This window comes from Streptomyces sp. NPDC054794 (genome assembly GCF_053611585.1).
Genome location: NZ_JBSHAQ010000021.1, coordinates 18744 through 32667 on the forward strand (window position 1 = coordinate 18744; position 13924 = coordinate 32667).

A 13924-nucleotide genomic window follows, 5' to 3' on the forward strand; every position below is an offset into this window, starting at 1 on the left:
AGGGGAGGCCGCGGATGATGTCGGAGCTTCCTCTCGACCAGGTGCGGACGCTGCTGGCCGTGGTGGACGAGGGCACGTTCGACGCGGCGGCCGCCGCCCTGCACCTGACGCCGTCGGCGGTCAGCCAGCGGGTGAAGGCGTTGGAGCGGCGCACGGGCCGGGTGCTGCTGCGGCGCACGAAGCCGGTGCGGCCCACCGAGTCCGGCGAGGTGCTGGTGCGGTTCGCCCGGCAGCTGGCCCGGCTGGAGCGCGACGCGCGCGGCGAACTGGGCATCAGCGGTGCCGGGGAGCCGACGCGGGTGTCGGTGGCGGTGAACGCGGACTCGCTGGCGACCTGGTTCCTCGGGGCGCTCACGCGCGTGCCGCAGGAGCCGCGGCTCTGCTTCGAGCTGCGGCGCGAGGACGAGGACCACACGGCGGCGCTGCTGCGGGAGGGGCTGGTGATGGCCGCGGTGACCTCGTCGGCGGATCCCGTGCCGGGCTGCTCGGTGCGCGCGCTGGGCCGGATGCGCTACCTCCCGGTGGCGAACCCCGTCTTCGCCGAGGCACGGCTGGGCGGGCCGCTGCCGGAGGCGCTCGCCGAGGCGCCCGTGGTGGTCTTCGACCGGCGGGACGACATCCAGGACGGCTTCGTGCGCTCCCTGTCGGGGGGCCGCGGGACCGCGAGCGCGCTGCGGCACTACGTGCCGACCTCGGAGGGCTATGCCGAGGCCGTCGCCGCGGGCCTCGGCTGGGGCCTGGTGCCGCAGGCCCAGGCCGACCCGTTGCTGCGCGCGGGCCGCCTCGTCCACCTCGCGCCCGACCGCCCGGTCGACGTCCCCCTGTACTGGCAGCAGTGGCGGCTCGACTCCCCCGCGCTGGCGGCGGTGGCCGAGGCGGTGACGGCGACTGCGGCGCAGACGCTGCGGGGGTGACGGCGGCAGGCTCGTGGCGGGCGGCGCCCCGACGCGCGCTCGCGGCCGGCGCCCCTCGGTTCACCCGCCCGTGGCCGCCCGGAGGCTGCCGTGCGCGCTGTCCAGGAGCATGTCCAGGGCCGTCGGATAGGCGCTGGTGAGCATGCGGGTGGCCAGGAGCGGGGCCGCCTCGGCGATGCGCGGGTGGGTGCTGTGCGGGAGGCGGGCGTAGGTCGAGCTCCACTTGGCGTCGTCGGCGCGCTGGGAGGCGCTCGGCAGGGCCAGGGACGCCGCGTCGAGCGCGGCGAAGGCCAGCGTCTGGTCGATGAAGGCGTGGTAGACGCGCACCGTGTCCGGCAGCGGGAACCCGGCCGTGCGCAGTACGTTCAACACGGCCTCGTCGGCGGCCAGTTCGTGGGACCGGCCGCTGACCCGGTTCGCGGTCAGCAGCGCGGCCTGCGGATGCGCGATGTAGGCGCTGTGGATGCGCAGCCCGATCGCCCGCAGGTCCGCCCGCCACTGTCCCGTCGGCTCCCAGCCGCGCAGCGCCTGCGCGATGAGCGCGTCCCCGATGGCCAGGGTCAGGTCGTCCATGCCGCGGAAGTAGCGGTACAGGGTGCTCGGGTCGCAGTCCAGGGCCAGGCCCAGGCGGCGCGCGGTCAGCCCGGCGCTGCCGTGTTCGCGCAGCATGCGCAGCGCCGTCCGGACGATCAGCCGCTCGGACAGCACCGTGCCGCTCTTGGTGGGACGGCGCCGCCGCCGCTTGTCCTCGGGCACCACCGGTTTCGGCACGGTCCCGCCTCCGTTCTTATGCCAACGCCATTGACCTTACGTGACGCCACGGCGTTGTATCTCGGCCCAAGGCGCGCCTTTTCCCCGACTTCGAGTTCGACTGAGAGAGAGTTTCGCCATGCGTGTGCTGCTCGTGGGAGCCGGTGGTGTGGGCACCGCCATCACCCGGATCGCGGCCCGGCGTCCGTTCTTCGACCTGATGGTGGTCGCCGACTACGACCTCGGGCGGGCCGAGGCGGCGGTCGCGGCGCTCGGCGCCGAGGGCTCCCGGTTCCGCGCCGAGCGCGTGGACGCGGGCGACCAGGCCACCGTCGCCGCCCTGCTCGACCGGCACGGGTGCGACGTCCTGCTCAACGCGACCGACCCCCGGTTCGTCATGCCCCTGTTCCGGGCTGCGGGGGCGGCGGGCGCCGGCTACCTCGACATGGCGATGTCCCTTTCGCGGCCGCATCCCGAGCGCCCGTACGAGGAGTGCGGGGTGAAGCTCGGCGACGAGCAGTTCGCGGTGGCCGCCGACTGGGAGAAGGCGGGCGCGCTCGCGCTCGTCGGCATGGGCGTGGAACCGGGCCTGTCCGACGTGTTCGCCCGGTACGCGGCCGACGAGCTCTTCGACGAGATCGAGGAGATCGGCATCCGCGACGGCGCGAACCTCACCGTCGACGGGCACGACTTCGCGCCGTCCTTCAACATCTGGACCACCATCGAGGAGTGCCTGAACCCGCCGGTGGTCTACGAGTCCGGGCGGGGCTGGTTCACCACCGCGCCCTTCAGCGAGCCTGAGGTGTTCGACTTCCCCGAGGGCATCGGCCCGGTGGAGTGCGTGAACGTGGAGCACGAGGAGGTGCTGCTGGTGCCGCGCTGGGTCGACGCGCGGCGCGTCACCTTCAAGTACGGCCTGGGAGGAGAGTTCATCGAGACCCTCAAGACGCTCCACCTGCTGGGTCTCGACCGCACCGAGCCGGTGACCGTGCCCGGCGCCGCGGGACCGGTCGCGGTGTCGCCCCGGGACGTGGTCGCCGCCTGCCTGCCCGACCCGGCGACGCTGGGCGAGCGCATGCGCGGCAAGACCTGCGCGGGCACCTGGGTGCGCGGCACCAAGGACGGCGCGCCGCGCGAGGTGTACCTCTACCACGTGGTCGACAACCAGTGGTCGATGGCGGAGTACGGCTGCCAGGCGGTGGTGTGGCAGACGGCCGTGAACCCGGTCGTCGCGCTCGAACTCCTGGCCACCGGCGCCTGGTCGGGCGCGGGCGTCCTCGGCCCGGAGGCGTTCCCGGCCCGCCCGTTCCTGGACCTGCTGTCGGCCTACGGCTCGCCCTGGGGCCTGCGCGAGCAGTGAGCACCTGTCCGCCGATTGTCCGATACCTGGCTGTTTGGCGAGCGGGTCGACGGTCACCCGAACTCGCGTTAGACATGTGCAAGGGCGCGGACGACATCGATCGCAGGTGATCTTCCATGGGCAACTGGCGCGAGCGGGCAGCGTGCCGCCGTACGGACCCCGACCTCTTCTTCCCGATCGGCACCACCGGCCCGTCGATGGTCCAGGTGGAGCGGGCCAAGGCGGTCTGCGCGTGCTGCGAGGTCAAGGAGCGGTGCCTGGAATGGGCTCTGGAGACGGGGCAGTCCATCGGTATCTGGGGCGGCACGACGGAATCGGAACGGCGTGCCCTGAGTCGGCGTGTGGCGGCGCGACGACACCGCTGACCGGCCGGGTGCCGCCCTCAACCGTCCTGTGGGGGCGTCGCCCTGGGCAGCTTCAGGGTGAACACCGCTCCCCCTCCCGGCTCGCTCGCCGCCTCGGCCCTGCCGCCGTGGGCGGCGACCAGGTGGCGGACGATGGGCAGGCCCAGGCCGCTGCCTCCGGTGCGGCGGCTGCGGGACTTCTCCGCGCGCCAGAACCGTTCGAAGACGTGCGGCAGGTCCTCGGGCGCGATGCCGGTGCCGGTGTCGGCGACGGTGAACTCGACCCGGTCGCCGTCGGGGCGGGCGGCCAGGGTGACCGTGCCGTCGGCGGGTGTGTGCCGCAGCGCGTTGGAGACCAGGTTGCCGAGCGCCTGCCGCATCCGCACCGGGTCGGCGTCCAGCCAGCAGGCGTCGCCGGCCTCGGTGCGCAGGGTCACACCGGCCGCGTCGGCGGCGACGCGGTGGGCGGCGGTGACCTGGTCGAGTAGGTCGTCGGCGCGAACCGGCTCGCGATGCAGGCGCAGGGTGCCCGCGTCGGCGGCGGCGAGGTCCTGGAGGTCGTCGATGACGCGCTGGAGCACCAGCGCCTCGTCGTGCAGCGAGTCCAGCAGCACGGGATCCGGGTCGACCACGCCGTCCCGGGTCACCTCCAGCCAGCCGCGGATGTTGGTGAGCGGGCTGCGCAGTTCGTGGGCGATGTCGCTGACCATCGCCTTGCGCTGGGCCTCCAGGCGCGCGCGGCGCTCGGTCAGGTCGTTGAACGCCTCCGCGAGGATGCCGGTCTCGTCCCGTGTGGTCACCGGGACCCGCACATGGAGTTCCGGCGGTTGCTGGGCGGCCGCGGTCAGGGCGCGCAGCGGTCGTACGAGCCGGGTCGCGACCACGGCCGTGACGGCGACGGTGACGGCGAGGACCAGCCCGGCCGCGCCGACCACCTTGGCCTTGTTGGCCGGGGACATGTCGAAGCGGGGCGCGGTCCGGTCCCCGATGCCGAGGAACAGCTCGGCGACCGGGGCGACGTAGGGCGCGAGTTGGGCACGGTGGGCGCTGTCGACGCAGCGCTGTGCCGTCGCGAGTGCCTCTTTGTCGTTCGCCTTGACGTACTTGGCGATGGCGAACCGGCCCAGCGGGTGCTTCGCGGTGGGGTCGAACGCGAGGTAGAGCGGCGCGCCGGGTTCCAGGCCTTCCCGGACCAGGCAGGCGCGGGTCTGACGGGTCAGTGCGTCCAGGGCCTTCCGCTCGGTCGCGGTGGGAGCGCTCAGGGGCGAGTAGCCGCACTCCTCGGCGACGTAGCCGGAGGCGTCCGTACCGTCCGGGTTGGTGAGGACCGGCCGTCCGCTCGGGGTGAGGTCGACGGTGACCTGGATGCCCTGGCGGTCGAAGCACTGCCGCTGTCTCCCGGCCACCGCGACCAGCCGTTCACGCTCCCGCGCCGTCAGCCGGTACGGCCCCACCGCACGGGGGTCGATGCCGCTGAGCTGCGCCCCGGACTCGGTGTACGTGTCGGTGTGCAGGGGGTCGATGGTGGCGGCGGGCCGGGGCGGCAGCGGCGTACGGACACGGGCCGAGTCGGCGACGAGGCTGCGGTCCGCGGTGGTCAGGGCGATGCGCCGGCCGGTCTTCGCGGCCAGGGCGCGGACCGTCTTCTCGACGCCCTTCCAGTCGGGGTGGGTCGCGGCGTACCCGCTGAGCCGGGAGAGGATGTTCGTGTCGGCGGCGAGGTCCTGGCCCTGTTCCTCCTTCAGGGCGCGGGTGGTGGTCGCCACGGCCAGCCACGCCGTCGCGGCCACGGAGCACACCGCGATCAGCGCCGAGGCGATCAGCAGCCGGACGAGCAGTCGCTTGCGCAGGGGTATCCGGCGCTTCATCCACGGCCGCCGGTGAGCTTGTAGCCGACGCCGAACACGGTGACCAGCCGGACGGGACGGCGCGGGTCGGCCTCGATCTTGCGGCGCAGGTTCATGATGTGGACGTCGACGGCGCGTTCGGTGGAGGACCGGTCGAAGCCGTGGGTGCAGCGCAGCAGTTGCGGCCGGGTGAAGACCCGGTCCGGTTCCCCGGCCATGGCCAGCAGGATCTGGAACTCGGCGGGGGTGCACTCCACCGGCACTCCCGCGCAGCGCACCTCGTGCCGTGCGGGATCGACGGTGATCGCGCCGGCGCGCGCCACGGGTTCCTCCCGCACGGTCGCGGCGCGCCCGCTGCGCCGCAGCACGGTGCGGATGCGGGCCATCAGCTCGCGCGGGCTGTACGGCTTGGTCATGTAGTCGTCCGCGCCGAGCTCCAGGCCGAGCAGGACGTCGTCCTCCTCGGCGCGGGCGGTGAGCATCAGCACGGGGATGTCGGCGTCGTCCTCGGCGCCGCCGCGCAGCACCCGGCACACGCCGAACCCGTCGATCACGGGCAGCATCAGGTCGAGGACCACGAGGTCGGGCCGCAGTCTGCGGGCCGCGTCCAGGGCGGCCGGGCCGTCGTGGACGACGGTGGCGGTGTGGCCCTCCGCCAGCAGGGAGCGGCGGATGAGTTCGGCCTGCATCTCGTCGTCCTCGGCGACCAGCACATGTGCGCACACGGGGCGGATCCTAGGCCGCTCAGCGGGCGAGCCAGTCGGCGTACCCCATGACGACGACGGGGTGCCGGTCCGGGTCCAGGGCCAGGAGCAGGTCTTTCATAGGGGCCCTCGCGATGCCGACGCAGCCGTGGGTGGGGCCGCCGTGGTCGACGTGGAGCCAGATGCCGCCGCCGCGGCGCGCGCCGAGGGGGCGGGTCCAGTCCAGGGGGACGTGCCCGGTCTCCGGTTGTAGTTGATGGCGATCACATAGTCGAACGCCCCGGACAGCGGCTCGCCTTCGAAGCCGGTGCCGAGTGAGGAGAAGCCGGCCGAGCGGTCGTACGGCAGCCGGGTGCCGGGGTCGCGGAGCAGGCCGCCGGCGTCGGTGAGGCCGTAGACGCCGAGCGGCGTGCGCAGGTCGCCGCTTCGGTGGTGGGCGCTCCAGCCGCGCAGCGCGTTGTGCCCGGGCCACTTCGGGCCCGCCCGCCAGCCGGTGGCGGTGCGCTCGTGCAGGGCGACCGTGGACACCGGGGAGTTCCTGCCGCGTCCGCTCACCACGACAGCTTGGCGCGTGCGGCCGGGTATGGCGGCCGACGTCTCGGGTCCGAGGCCGGATATCCCCGCGGGGGCGGCCTCGACGGTCACCTCCGGGGCCGGCGCGGACGTCCGCGCCGGGCGGCCGGCGTGCGCCCGGCGCGGCGACGCCGCGGCACCGCCGCCACAGCCACTGAGCAACAGGGGCGCGCCCAGGAGCGCGACGGCGGTTCTGCGACGGATCATGATGCGACTCTCACCGACACATGTGAGGAACCTGTCAGGTTCCGGGGCCTGTTCGTCTAGACCCGGTTCGGCTTCCCCGATGTGTACAGCCAAGTCCGGAACAGTCCGTCGAGGTCCTTGCCGGACTCGCGCTCGGCCAGCTTCACGAACTGGGCGGTGGTGCCGTGGTCGTTGCGGTGCGCCGTCGCCCAGCCGCGCAGGATGCGGAAGAACGCCTGGTCGCCGACGGCGCGGCGCAGTTCGTGCAGGGTCATGGCGCCACGGGCGTAGACCGGGGTACCGAAGAGGTTGGCACCGTTGCCCGGGTTGCCGGGCGGGTAGGCCCACAGGCCGTCGTGCGCCGGGCGGGCGTAGAGCGTGTCGAAGGTCTTCTGGGCGCTGGGGCCGCCGTGCTGCTCGCTGTAGAGCCACTCGGCGTAGGTGGCGAAGCCCTCGTTGAGCCAGATGTCCTTCCAGGTGGTGAGGGAGACGGAGTCGCCGAACCACTGGTGGGCGTTCTCGTGGACGAGGGTGGCCAGGTCGGGCGCCGAGTCGTAGAGGGGGCGGCTCTGGGTCTCCAGGGCGAAACCGACGTCCGGGGCCCGGTCGACGATCGATCCGGCGGCACGGAACGGGTAGGGCCCGAAGAGCTTGCTCTCCCACTCCAGGACGGAGGGCAGTTTCTTGAGGACGGGCGCGGCGGCGCTCGCCTCGCGCGGGTCGACGGCGTTGTACACGCGGATGCCGTCGCGGGTCGTGTACTGCTCGACCTTGAACTTGCCGACGGTCGCCGTGGCCAGGTAGGCGGCCATGGGCTGGGTCTGCTGCCAGCGGAAGGTGGTCTGGCCGTGCGCGGTGTGCTGTCCCCTGAAGACACCGTTGGCGACGGCGGTCCGCCCCTTGGGGACGGTGATCGTGAAGTCGTACGAGGACTTGTCCTTGGGGTGGTTGTTCGCCGGGAACCAGCTCATCGCGCCCTGCGGCTCGCCGGCCACGAACGCCCCGTCGTCGGTGGGGATCCACCCGTCCGAGGAGCCGTCGGGGTCGGTGACCGGCTTGGGGGTGCCGTGGTAGGCGACCCGCACGCGGAAGTCCTGGCCCTTGTGCAGGGCGCGGTGCGGGGTGACGACGAGTTCCTGGCCGTCGCGGCGCACGCCCGCCGCCGCGCCGTCGACGGTGACGCGCGTGACCTTCAGCCCCTTGAGGTCGAGGTCGAAGCGGGTCAGGCGCTGGGTGGCGCGGGCGGTGAGGACCGCCGTGCCGTCGAGGCGCCGGGTGGTGGTGTCGTAGCGGAGCGTCAGACCGTAGTGGTGGACGTGGTAGCCGCCGTTGCCGGCGAGCCGGTAGTACGGGTCGCCCACGCCGGCGGATCCGTTCGTCCCGGCCGCGGCCGGTCCCGCGGCTCCGAGCAGTGCCGCCACGGCGACGGGGACGGTGGCGAGGACCGCCTCGCGGCGGAGGACGGCGGTGCGGCGTCCGGCGGCCTGCTGTCGGTCTGATGTCACGTGCGCTCCTTGGGGGGTGGCCGATGATCGACATTGATGATCATCCAATCCACAGACTAGGCGGCTATGTTGCCCAAAATCCCCCTCGTTCAGGTCAAGTTACGTCGCGTCGCCGATCGGAAACGGTCGGGGCACCGGGCCGACGGCGTACGCTGCCCGGGCCCCACCCGCCCCTCGACGGAGGCCCGAGCATGACCGTCCGCCTGCGCCGGATCTACGAACCGCCCGAGCCGGAGGACGGCCTGCGCGTCCTGGTCGACCGGCTGTGGCCGCGCGGCGTGTCCAAGGACGCGGCGCATGTCGACCAGTGGCCCAAGGCCCTCACCCCGTCGACCGAACTGCGCAAGTGGTACCACGCGGGCGAGGGCTCCTACGAGGAGTTCCGCGGCCGGTACGAGGCGGAGCTCGCCGACCCCGAGGCCGCCGAACTCCTCGACGGTCTGCGGGAGTCGGCCCGCACCCGGACGGTGACCCTGCTCACCGCGTCCAAGAACCCCGAGGAGAGCCACGCCTCGGTGCTGGCCGGGCTGCTCGGCGACTGACTCAGCCCGTCTGCCGCGCCGCCGCCCGCCCCGCCGCGCGTCCCGAGAAGAGGCAGCCGCCGAGGAACGTGCCCTCCAGGGCGTTGTAGCCGTGCACACCGCCGCCGCCGAAGCCGGCCACCTCGCCCGCCGCGTACAGCCCGCCGAGGGGCTGTCCGTCGGCGCCCAGGGCGCGCGAGTCCAGGTCGGTCTGGATGCCGCCGAGGGTCTTGCGGGTGAGGACGTGCAGCTTGACGCCGATCAGCGGTCCGGCCGCCGGGTCGAGGATGCGGTGCGGGGTGGCGACCCGGCCGAGGCGGTCGCCGATGTAGCGGCGGGCGTTGCGGATGCCCTGGATCTGGGAGTCCTTGCTGTACGGGTTGGCCATCTGCAGGTCGCGGGCCTCGATCTGGCGGCGCACCTCGGCCGCGTCGAGCAGGGGCTTGTCCGTGAGGCCGTTCATCTTCTCGACGAGCCGCTCCAGGTTCTCCGCGGTCACGAAGTCCGCGCCGTTGCGCACGAAGGCCTGCACCGGCGCGGGGGCACCCTTGCCGAGCAGCCGGTCGCGCAGCACCGCCTTGCGGTCCTTGGCGGTGATGTCCGGGTTCTGCTCGGAGCCGGAGAGCGCGAACTCCTTCTCGATGATCTTCCGGGTGAGGACGAACCACGAGTGGTCGTGGTCCGCGATGTCCTCGGTGGTGCGCAGGTGCCGCAGGGTGCCCAGGGTGTCGTAGCCCGGCAGGCACGGGTCGGGCAGCCGGCGGCCCAGGGCGTCGAGCCAGATCGAGGACGGGCCGGGCAGGATGCGGATGCCGTGGCCGGGCCAGATGGGGTCCCAGTTCTGCAGGCCCTCGGTGTAGTGCCACATGCGGTCCCGGTTGACGAGCCGTACGCCCGCCTCGGCGCTGATGTCGAGCATCCGCCCGTCGACATAGGCCGGAACGCCCGTGACCATCTGCCTGGGGGGCGAGCCGAGCCGCTCGGGCCAGGAGCGGCGGACGATGTCGTGGTTGGCGCCGATGCCGCCGCTGGTCACGATCACGGCCTGTGCGGTGAGTTCGAAGTCGCCGATCCGGTCGCGGTTGGAGGCCACGCCGCGCGGCGAGTCGTCGGCGGCGAGGACCGTGCCGCGCACCCCGCGCGCCGCGCCGTCCTCGACGACCAGTTCGTCCACCCGGTGGCGGTGGTGGAAGGTGAGCAGCCCGTCGCGGGCGGCCTGCTTCGCGTACTCGGCGAACGGCTCCACGACTCCCGTGCCGGTGCCCCAGGCGATGTGGAAGCGCGGTACGGAGTTGCCGTGCCCGTCCGCGCGCAGGTCGCCGCGTTCGGCCCAACCGACCGTGGGCAGCAGGGAGATGCCGTGGCCCTCCAGCCAGGACCGCTTCTCCCCGGCCGCGAACTCGACGTAGGCGCGGGCCCAGCGCACCGCCCAGGAGTCCTCGTCCTCGACCCGGTCGAACCGGGCGCTTCCCTGCCAGTCGTTCCAGGCCAGGTCGAAGGAGTCCTTGATGCCCAGGCGGCGCTGCTCGGGCGAGTCGACGAGGAAGAGCCCGCCGAAGGACCAGAACGCCTGCCCGCCGAGGTTGGCGGCGTTCTCCTGGTCGACCAGGGCGACGCGCCTGCCCCGGCTGGTGAGTTCGTGCGCCGCGACCAGGCCCGCGAGGCCCGCTCCGACGACGATGACGTCCGCGTCCATGGCGACCGTTTCCCTTCCCCATACGGGAGTTGACTTGCGCAGGTGGTTATCCGGGGGTGCCGCCGCCGTCGGTCAGCAGCGCGGTGAGCAGCTGTTTGAGCCAGCCGCGAGCGACGTCGACGTCCCGGTCGAGCAGCAGTTGGGTGGTGACGCCGTCGTACGCGGCGACCACGGCGTGGGCGGCACCGTCGACGTCGCCCAGGACGGCGGGGAGTTCGGTGTGTCCCTTGGCCCGGGAGAGCCGGTCCGCGATCGCCTGCCGCAGGCGCGCGCGGTGGTCGAGCAGGGCCTGCGCGACGGCCGGGTCGCGGGCGGCGTGCACCAGGAAGTCGGTCTTCACCAGCAGCCAGTCGACGTCGAGCAGCAGCACCTCGGTGACCCGGTCCACGGAGGCCGGCACGTCCAGGTCGGGGCCGTCGAGGCCGAGGGCGTCGGACACCTGCTCGGCGATGAGGTCGGCGCGCTCCCGGTAGAGGGCGAAGAACAACTCGTCCAGGGTGGCGAAGTTCGAGTAGAAGGCGCCCCTGCTGAAGCCGGCGGCCTCGCAGACCTCCTCGATCGAGACCCGGCCGAAGCCCTTGGCGGCGAACACGGTGAACGCGGCCTCGAGCAGCCTGGCCCGCGTCCTCACCCGGCGCCTGGTGACACGCTTGGCCGTCTCCTCCATGGTCACGCCCTCCGTTCGATGCGCGACTGTATCCGATACATCGATGTATCGAAAGCGTTCGGCGAGGCCGTGGGGGGCAAGATCGCAGAATGGAACACATTTTCGATTAGGGGGTACGCTGGCGACATGGCCACGCACCACCTCCAGGGCTCTCTGTTCGACCAGAGCGACGAGCCGCGCCTCGGCTCCCTCGCCGGGCTGCGGCGGACCGGTCTGGGCTCCGGCGCGTGGATCGACGAGCTGCCCGGCTGGCTGAGCGGCGCCGACGCCCTGTTCGAACGGCTGGCCGCGGACGTGCCGTGGCACGCCGAGCGCCGCACCATGTACGACAACGTCGTGGACGTACCGCGGCTGCTCGCCCACTACGGCGCGGACGACCCGCTGCCGCACCCCGCGCTCGCCGAGGCCCGCGCCGCGCTCTCCCGCCACTACGCCGACGAGCTGGGCGAACCGTTCACCACCGCCGGGCTGTGCTACTACCGCGACGGCCGGGACAGCGTCGCCTGGCACGGCGACCGGATCGGACGCGGCGCCCGCGAGGACACGATGGTCGCGATCCTCTCGGTCGGCGCGCCCCGCGATCTGCTGCTGCGGCCGGCGCACGGGGGCGCCGCCGCGGTCCGGCGGCCGCTCGGGCACGGCGACCTGATCGTGATGGGCGGCTCCTGCCAGCGGACCTGGGAACACTGCGTCCCCAAGTCCGCGCGCGCCGCGGGTCCGCGCATCAGCGTGCAGTTCCGTCCGCAGGGCGTACGGTGAGTGTCCAAAACCCCCTCCTTCCATGGGACCGGGGACATCTGGTTGGCTGTCCCCCGTCGAACAGGGCTCAGGACTCGGGAAGGTCATGCGGACAGACGTACGCCAGGTCACGGACGGCACCTACCTGGTGCACGGCAGCAACACCAACTGGGTGATCCTCAAGGACGGGGACGAACTCACGCTGGTGGACACGGGCTATCCCGGCGACCGGCAGGCGGTCCTCGACTCGCTGGCCGCGGTGGGCGGTTCGCCGGAGGCGGTCACGGCCGTGCTGATCACGCACGCGCACAACGACCACCTCGGCTCGGCCGAGTACCTGCGCCGCACCTACGACACGCCGGTCTACCTGCACGAGGCCGAAGTGCCGCACGCCCGCCGGGACTTCCTGCAGCAGGTGTCCGTGGGCGAGGTGCTGCGCAACGCGTGGCGCCCGGGAGTCCTGCCGTGGATGGTGCACGCCCTGCGCTCGGGCGGCACGCAGCAGCATCCGGTCTCCGCTCCCGAGGCGTTCCCCGGCGCGGGCGCGCTCGACCTGCCGGGCCGCCCCGTGCCGGTGCACACGCCCGGCCACACCGACGGCCACTGCGTCTTCCATCTGCCCGACGCTGGGCTCGTCATCTCCGGCGACGCCCTGGTCAGCGGCCATCCCACCTCCCGGCTGGCGGGACCGCAGCTGCTGCCCGACATGTTCCACCACGAGCGGGCCCGCGCGGTGGCCTCCCTGGAACTGATCGAGCGCCTCGACGGCGACCTCCTGCTGCCCGGCCACGGACCGGTGCACCGCGGTTCGGTGCGTGCCGCCGCCCAGCAGGCGCGGGAACGGGCTCTGTGAACCCCGGGAACCGGCCTTAGGGTTCGTCCCATGGCCTTGCAGATCAGCGCCACCAACCCGGAGCATCCCGCGCTCCTGCTCGAACTCCCCTGGGACGTGCCCCTTCAGGAGTGGCCGCAGAAGTACCTCGTGCCGCTCCCCCGCGGCATCTCCCGGCACGTGGTGCGCTACGCCCGCGCCGGCAGCGAGGTCATCGCCGTCAAGGAACTCGCGGAGCGGCCCGCGCTGCGCGAGTACGAGCTGCTGCGCGACCTGGACCGGCTCGGCATACCGGCCGTGGACCCGCTGGCCGTGCTCACCGGGCGGACCGACGCCGCGGGTGCCCCGCTGGAGTCCGTGCTGGTCACACGGCATCTGGGCGGCTCGATGCCGTACCGCTCGATGTTCGAGACGACCATGCGCCCGGCGACCATGCACCGCCTGATGGACGCCCTGGCGGTCCTGCTGGTGCGGCTACATCTGGCCGGGTTCGCGTGGGGCGACTGCTCGCTGTCCAACACGCTGTTCCGGCGGGACGCGGGCGCGTACGCCGCCTACCTGGTGGACGCGGAGACCGGCGACCTGCACCCGCGGCTCAGCCCCGGGCAGCGGGAGTACGACCTCGACCTCGCGCGCGTGAACATCAGCGGCGAACTGCTGGACCTGGAGGCGTCGGGGGCGCTGCACCCCTCGGTCGACCCGATCGAGTTCGGCACCGAGATCTGCGCCCGCTACCAGGGGCTGTGGCAGGAGCTGACCCGCACCTCCGTCTATCCGGCGGGCAAGTACCACTACATCGAGCGCCGGATACGACGGCTGGCCGAACTCGGGTTCGACGTGGCCGAGATGCAGATCGAGCGCTCCTCGGGCGGCGACACGGTCACCTTCGTGCCGAAGGTCGTCGACGCGGGCCACCACCAGCGCCAACTGCTGCGCCTGACCGGCCTGGACACCGAGGAGAACCAGGCCCGGCGGCTGCTGAACGACCTGGAGTCCTGGATGGCCACCCAGGACGACTACGCGCCCGGCGACCCCTTCGCCGCCCGCCCCGAGGTGCTGGCCCACCGCTGGGTCCGGGACGTGTTCCGGCCGACCGTGCGCGCCGTGCCGCACGACCTGCGCGGCTCCATGGACCCTGCCGAGATCTACCACGAGCTGCTCGAACACCGCTGGTACCTGTCCGAGCGCGCCCAGCACGACATAGGGCTCGACACGGCGGTCGAGGACTACATCACCCAGGTCCTGCCCAGGGCGCGGACGACCTTGGAGCCGACCGCGCCCGAGTAG

Annotated in this window: 13 protein-coding genes and 1 pseudogene; 7 read left to right on the plus strand and 7 right to left on the minus strand. The window is 72.9% G+C overall.

The window, feature by feature from the left end:
• Window positions 1–14: 14 nt before the first annotated feature.
• Complete coding sequence (locus ACWGKT_RS22685; RefSeq protein ID WP_453275106.1) at window positions 15–914, plus strand: LysR family transcriptional regulator ArgP; 900 nt, start codon at window positions 15–17, stop codon at window positions 912–914.
• Between the two features lie 60 nt (window positions 915–974).
• On the opposite strand, the gene ACWGKT_RS22690 is transcribed toward ACWGKT_RS22685, so the two are convergent.
• Window positions 975–1685 (minus strand): TetR/AcrR family transcriptional regulator, encoded by a 711-nt coding sequence (locus ACWGKT_RS22690; RefSeq protein WP_453275107.1) that lies wholly within the window; start codon window positions 1683–1685, stop codon window positions 975–977.
• 118 nt (window positions 1686–1803) lie between these two features.
• Here ACWGKT_RS22690 and ACWGKT_RS22695 point away from each other — a divergent pair, with 118 nt between their 5' ends.
• On the plus strand, window positions 1804–3024 hold the full coding sequence (locus tag ACWGKT_RS22695) for a saccharopine dehydrogenase family protein (RefSeq protein WP_453275108.1): 1221 nt from the start codon (window positions 1804–1806) through the stop codon (window positions 3022–3024).
• A 116-nt stretch (window positions 3025–3140) separates the two neighbouring features.
• Window positions 3141–3389 carry a WhiB family transcriptional regulator gene (locus ACWGKT_RS22700; RefSeq protein ID WP_235458341.1) on the plus strand — a complete coding sequence of 83 codons (249 nt, stop codon included), beginning with the start codon at window positions 3141–3143 and terminating at the stop codon, window positions 3387–3389.
• A 17-nt stretch (window positions 3390–3406) separates the two neighbouring features.
• Here the strand turns inward: ACWGKT_RS22700 and ACWGKT_RS22705 are convergent, their stop codons facing one another.
• From ACWGKT_RS22705 to ACWGKT_RS22720, 4 genes and pseudogenes are all read right to left on the minus strand, one after another.
• Window positions 3407–5236 (minus strand): sensor histidine kinase, encoded by a 1830-nt coding sequence (locus tag ACWGKT_RS22705; protein ID WP_453275109.1) that lies wholly within the window; start codon window positions 5234–5236, stop codon window positions 3407–3409.
• The gene (locus ACWGKT_RS22710) at window positions 5233–5940 is read right to left on the minus strand and encodes a response regulator transcription factor (RefSeq protein WP_356153662.1); all 708 of its coding nucleotides are present in this window, start codon (window positions 5938–5940) and stop codon (window positions 5233–5235) included. Before ACWGKT_RS22710 ends, ACWGKT_RS22705 begins: the two co-directional genes overlap by 4 nt.
• 19 nt (window positions 5941–5959) lie before the next feature.
• Window positions 5960–6699 (minus strand): annotated as a pseudogene (locus tag ACWGKT_RS22715) (L,D-transpeptidase family protein).
• A gap of 56 nt (window positions 6700–6755) precedes the next feature.
• Complete coding sequence (locus ACWGKT_RS22720) at window positions 6756–8183, minus strand: M1 family metallopeptidase (RefSeq protein ID WP_453275110.1); 1428 nt, start codon at window positions 8181–8183, stop codon at window positions 6756–6758.
• A 191-nt stretch (window positions 8184–8374) separates the two neighbouring features.
• Between ACWGKT_RS22720 and ACWGKT_RS22725 the strand changes: the two genes are divergently transcribed.
• Complete coding sequence (locus tag ACWGKT_RS22725; RefSeq protein ID WP_453275111.1) at window positions 8375–8725, plus strand: DUF488 domain-containing protein; 351 nt, start codon at window positions 8375–8377, stop codon at window positions 8723–8725.
• 1 nt (window position 8726) lies between these two features.
• On the opposite strand, the gene ACWGKT_RS22730 is transcribed toward ACWGKT_RS22725, so the two are convergent.
• A complete protein-coding gene (locus ACWGKT_RS22730; protein ID WP_453275112.1) occupies window positions 8727–10400 on the minus strand; it encodes an FAD-binding dehydrogenase in 1674 nt (557 codons plus the stop codon).
• Between the two features lie 46 nt (window positions 10401–10446).
• Window positions 10447–11067: a TetR/AcrR family transcriptional regulator gene (locus tag ACWGKT_RS22735; RefSeq protein ID WP_453275113.1), complete on the minus strand. Its 621-nt coding sequence runs from the start codon at window positions 11065–11067 to the stop codon at window positions 10447–10449.
• A 126-nt stretch (window positions 11068–11193) separates the two neighbouring features.
• On the opposite strand from ACWGKT_RS22735, the gene ACWGKT_RS22740 reads away from it, so the two are divergent.
• From ACWGKT_RS22740 to ACWGKT_RS22750, 3 genes are all read left to right on the plus strand, one after another.
• Window positions 11194–11826: an alpha-ketoglutarate-dependent dioxygenase AlkB gene (locus ACWGKT_RS22740; protein ID WP_453275114.1), complete on the plus strand. Its 633-nt coding sequence runs from the start codon at window positions 11194–11196 to the stop codon at window positions 11824–11826.
• Window positions 11827–11911: 85 nt separating this feature from the next.
• Complete coding sequence (locus ACWGKT_RS22745) at window positions 11912–12658, plus strand: MBL fold metallo-hydrolase (RefSeq protein WP_453275115.1); 747 nt, start codon at window positions 11912–11914, stop codon at window positions 12656–12658.
• Between the two features lie 30 nt (window positions 12659–12688).
• Entirely contained in the window at window positions 12689–13924 is a 1236-nt protein-coding gene (locus ACWGKT_RS22750; RefSeq protein WP_453275116.1) for a DUF4032 domain-containing protein, read from the plus strand.

Excerpts from the sequence above, each read along its gene's own strand:
- ACWGKT_RS22735 (WP_453275113.1), bottom strand. The coding sequence starts at position 11,067 with ATGGAGGAGACGGCCAAGCGTGTCACCAGGCGCCGGGTGAGGACGCGG.
- ACWGKT_RS22685 (WP_453275106.1), top strand. The coding sequence starts at position 15 with ATGATGTCGGAGCTTCCTCTCGACCAGGTGCGGACGCTGCTGGCCGTG.
- ACWGKT_RS22750 (WP_453275116.1), top strand. The coding sequence starts at position 12,689 with ATGGCCTTGCAGATCAGCGCCACCAACCCGGAGCATCCCGCGCTCCTG.
- ACWGKT_RS22695 (WP_453275108.1), top strand. The coding sequence starts at position 1,804 with ATGCGTGTGCTGCTCGTGGGAGCCGGTGGTGTGGGCACCGCCATCACC.
- ACWGKT_RS22725 (WP_453275111.1), top strand. The coding sequence starts at position 8,375 with ATGACCGTCCGCCTGCGCCGGATCTACGAACCGCCCGAGCCGGAGGAC.
- ACWGKT_RS22730 (WP_453275112.1), bottom strand. The coding sequence starts at position 10,400 with ATGGACGCGGACGTCATCGTCGTCGGAGCGGGCCTCGCGGGCCTGGTC.
- ACWGKT_RS22700 (WP_235458341.1), top strand. The coding sequence starts at position 3,141 with ATGGGCAACTGGCGCGAGCGGGCAGCGTGCCGCCGTACGGACCCCGAC.
- ACWGKT_RS22705 (WP_453275109.1), bottom strand. The coding sequence starts at position 5,236 with ATGAAGCGCCGGATACCCCTGCGCAAGCGACTGCTCGTCCGGCTGCTG.
- ACWGKT_RS22745 (WP_453275115.1), top strand. The coding sequence starts at position 11,912 with ATGCGGACAGACGTACGCCAGGTCACGGACGGCACCTACCTGGTGCAC.
- ACWGKT_RS22740 (WP_453275114.1), top strand. The coding sequence starts at position 11,194 with ATGGCCACGCACCACCTCCAGGGCTCTCTGTTCGACCAGAGCGACGAG.